Below are 3,631 nucleotides of genomic sequence, written 5' to 3'. Positions count from 1 at the left end.
AGCCTGTATCCGTTCGAGCGGCGCGGCTTCTCGCTGGACATCTCCACCACGCAGGACGACGTGGATCTGGCCGCCGGCGTGGCCGATGCCGGCATCTGGTATGGCGACGGCCAGTGGGCCGGCCTGCGGGCTGACCTGTTGTTCGAGGCCACCATCGATCTGTACGCGCGCCCGGGCTTTGCCACCGGCTCGCGCCGGGAACGCCTCAAGCAGGTTGCGCGCGCCAACCTGTTCGTGTCACGGCATTGCCTCAGCTGGCGGCGCTGGATGGACAGCCTGCCCGGTGGACCGTTCGAGCCGGCTGTCGTGACCCGCGTGGACTCGGGCGGCCTGACGATGCAGGCGGCCGCCGATGGGGCCGGCGTGTCGATCGCTGTCTGCGAACTGGCCGAGAGTGCCGTCCGGCTCGGACGCCTGGCCTCGGTCTTCGACCACCCCGTGAGCGCGGGCGTCGGCTTCTGGCTCGTCTATCCCGAGGCGCTGTCCGAGGACCGACGGCTGGACAACCTGCGCGGTTGGCTGCGCGAGCAGGTCGATGAGCAAGCCCGGCACGGAGGGCAAGAACGGACGACGGCCGACACGGGCAGTGCCAAGGACGGGCCCGCGCAAAGCACCGCGTCGCCGGCGGCGAAGCCTCGATCCGCTGCCGCCTGCGCGAGCCCGGTGGCTTCAATGTCCTGACAGGGAGGAACTGGGGTGTCTCGTCGATGGATCGGTTTCGTCATGGTTGTGCTCTCGGCGGTCTGCTGGAGTTCGGCCGGGCTGTTCGTCCGGCTGACGGACCTGGACGCATGGACCATCGTCGGCTGGCGTTCCCTGTTCGCGGGCCTGGCGCTGGCCGCGGTCTTGGCCTTGCGCGGACGCGGCGAACGAGGCGGAACGTTCGGTGCAGTTGGATGGGGGGCCACCCTCCTCGTATCGACGGCGACGGTGGCGTACATCGCCGCGCTGACACTGACCACGGTAGCCAACGTCCTGCTGATCTACGCCTGCCTGCCCCTGGTCGCTGCCGGCCTGGCGCGGTTGATCTTGGGCGAGCCACTTTCCCCGCGCGTTCTCGCCGCTGGCGCATGCTGCCTGGCAGGTGTGGCGATCGTCGTGGGGGGCCCGACCGGCAGTGGCCATTTCCTCGGCAGCGTGCTTGCCTTGCTGATGACGTCTGCGTTCGGTGGACTCCTGATCATCGTCAAAAGCCATCCTGGGCTGGACGTCGTGAAGGTCAACACGCTGGGGTGCCTGCTCTGCGCCGTGGCGGCGCTGCCCTTCATGTCGCGGCAGGTTCCGGACCCGAAGGCGCTGTCGAGCCTGGCACTGCTGGGTATCGTCGCCATGGCCCTGGCCTTCCTGCTGTTCCTCGAAGGAGGCCGGCGCATTCCGGCGGGAGAAGCGGGACTGATCAGCCTGCTGGACGTGGTGCTGGGGCCGCTCTGGGTGTGGCTGGCCTTCGGCGAGGCGCCCGGGAGTGGTGCCTTGGCCGGGGGCGCGCTGATCATTGCCGCGCTGGCCTGGTACCTGCGGCGCCCCCAGCGGGACCCGGCCCCGGCGGGGCAGTCCGCCGCCGTCGCCGGATGCGGCGGGACAGAACGATGACGCCGACGCCTTGCGGAAGATGAGGGGCCCATGCGCATCCCCGTACCACTGAATGCCCTGCGCGCTTTCGAAGCCGCCGCACGCCATCTGTCGATCAAGGACGCCGCCCTGGAACTGGCGGTCACGCCCTCGGCGGTCAGCCACCAGTTGCGCACGCTGGAAGACCTGCTGGGCGTCGAGTTGCTGCGCCGTGTCGGTGGCGCCGTGGAGCTGACCGACGCCGGCCGCCGCCTGGCCCCGACGCTGAATGCGGGCTTCTCCCACATCGCCGCCTCGGTTCAGACGCTGCGGGACGAACGGCTGGACGGCCCGCTGCGGCTGCACACGCTGCCGGCGATCGCCATCAACTGGCTGGCGCCGCGGCTGGCCGCCTATCCGTTCGGGACCGCCGAATCCGCGCTCGACATCACCACCGTCCAAGGCCATGCCGATCTCGCGGCGGGCACCGCCGACGTGGGCCTGTGGTTCGGCGAGCCGCCGTGGCCCGGGCTGCTTTCGGAGATGTTGTTTGCCGGCACCCTGGGCGTCTATGCCAGGGCCGGCTCGCTGGCCGCCACCCCCGAGGGACGATTGGCGCAACTGGCGCAGGCGCACCTGTTCGTTTCCCGCTATGGCCTGCACTGGGAGCAATGGCTGCAGACGCTGCCGGCCGGTCCGCAACACCCCGCCCTGATCACCCAGGTCGATTCCTGCGGCCTCGCGCTGCAGGCGGCCAGCGAAGGAACGGGTCTGTGTCTGGTGGTGGCGCAACTCGCCGAGCGCTCGGTGCGGGCAGGCTTGCTGGAACCCTTGTTCGACCATGAGGTCCCGGCCGGCGGCGACTTCCACCTCGTGTATCCACCCGCCCTGGGCGAGGACCGGCGCCTCGACGCCTTGCGCGCCTGGCTGCGCGAACACTGTCCACCGGTGGATGACGCCGACGATCCGAAGGCCTTGACCGCATGACACACATGAAAGCCGCACAACCGTGCGATCAGCACGCCCTGTCGGATGAAGGTGTGACGCTTCGACGGCTCGTTGCCCATGACGCCGTTGCGCTTGCCTCCCTGCTGGCCGCCTATGGCGACGAGATGCGCCACGGGCAAGGCGCCGGGGCGAATGCACTGGCCCGTGCCAATGCCTTGATCGCCGATCCGGTCGCGGAAGTGCTGGGTGGCTTTCTCGGCGGCGAACTCGTCGCCTTCGCAGTGTTCTTCGATCTGCCCGAGGCGATCTCCGGAGGGCAGTCGGGCCAGCTCGACGACCTGTACGTCCTGCCCGCCGCGCGCGGGAAACGACTCGCTCAGCGGCTCATCGCGGCCATCGCCGATACCGGTCGATCGCGCGCCTGGATCCATCTGCGCTGGCTGGTCCCCGAGGACAACCCCGATGCCATCCGGGCCTATGCGCGCTTCGCCGAACCCGCCGGCTGGAAGAGCTACGTGCTTTGGCTGGCCGGTAGCGAGCGGTGGTAAAGCCATGAACAACCTGCAGCAGGTCGATTGGTCCCGTCTTCCGCAGCCGGAGGATGATGGCGGCGCCCGCCACCTGACGGGCATGCGCCTGCCCACGCTTGAACTGGCATCGACGGATGGTGGCCGTGTCGATCCTTCGCGCCTGCGCGGGCGCACGGTGCTCTATCTCTTCCCGATGACGGGCCGGCCAGATGTCGCACTGCCTCCAGGCTGGGACGAGATTCCAGGAGCACGGGGCTGCACCCCGCAATCCTGTGCCTTCAGGGATCATTTCGCCGAACTGAAGTCCTTGGGCGTCGCCCAGTTGTTCGGCGTGTCCACGCAGGACACCACGTACCAATGCGAGGCGGTGGCGCGCCTGCACCTGCCTTTTCCCTTGCTGTCCGACCATCGTCTTTCATTCGCAACCGCGCTCAGTCTGCCGGTCTTCGAGGTGCAAGGCCTGGCGCTGCTCAAGCGGCTGACCCTGATTGCGCACGATGGCGTGATCGAGCATGTGTTCTATCCGGTGTTCCCGCCGGACCGGAATGCCGACGATGTCATCGAGTGGCTCAAAGGCCATCATGCCAATCAATCCGGCAAACCAT

The 3,631-nt window shown here is 68.6% G+C and carries 5 protein-coding genes; all 5 read left to right on the top strand.

Annotated features, from left to right (window positions below):
• Positions 1–681: LysR substrate-binding domain-containing protein (locus PHQ87_RS14970; protein WP_300236076.1), on the top strand; the 681-nt coding region annotated here is incomplete at its 5' end.
• A 42-nt stretch (positions 682–723) separates the two neighbouring features.
• The gene (locus PHQ87_RS14965) at positions 724–1,590 is read left to right on the top strand and encodes a DMT family transporter (protein WP_300236073.1); all 867 of its coding nucleotides are present in this window, start codon (positions 724–726) and stop codon (positions 1,588–1,590) included.
• A gap of 30 nt (positions 1,591–1,620) precedes the next feature.
• The gene (locus PHQ87_RS14960) at positions 1,621–2,535 is read left to right on the top strand and encodes a LysR substrate-binding domain-containing protein (RefSeq protein ID WP_300236070.1); all 915 of its coding nucleotides are present in this window, start codon (positions 1,621–1,623) and stop codon (positions 2,533–2,535) included.
• A gap of 5 nt (positions 2,536–2,540) precedes the next feature.
• Positions 2,541–3,044, top strand: a complete 504-nt coding sequence (locus PHQ87_RS14955; protein WP_300236068.1) for a GNAT family N-acetyltransferase — start codon at positions 2,541–2,543, stop codon at positions 3,042–3,044.
• Positions 3,045–3,048: 4 nt separating this feature from the next.
• Positions 3,049–3,631: peroxiredoxin (locus PHQ87_RS14950; protein WP_300236067.1), on the top strand; the 583-nt coding region annotated here is incomplete at its 3' end.

It is taken from the genome of Hydrogenophaga sp. (assembly GCF_028698005.1).
GTDB lineage: Bacteria > Pseudomonadota > Gammaproteobacteria > Burkholderiales > Burkholderiaceae_C > Hydrogenophaga.
This window is presented reverse-complemented; position numbering and strand designations above follow the sequence as displayed.

What these genes read in the sequence shown, in the direction of transcription:
- PHQ87_RS14965 (WP_300236073.1), top strand. Translation starts at nt 724, where the DNA reads ATGGTTGTGCTCTCGGCGGTCTGCTGGAGTTCGGCCGGGCTGTTCGTC.
- PHQ87_RS14955 (WP_300236068.1), top strand. Translation starts at nt 2,541, where the DNA reads ATGAAAGCCGCACAACCGTGCGATCAGCACGCCCTGTCGGATGAAGGT.
- PHQ87_RS14960 (WP_300236070.1), top strand. Translation starts at nt 1,621, where the DNA reads ATGCGCATCCCCGTACCACTGAATGCCCTGCGCGCTTTCGAAGCCGCC.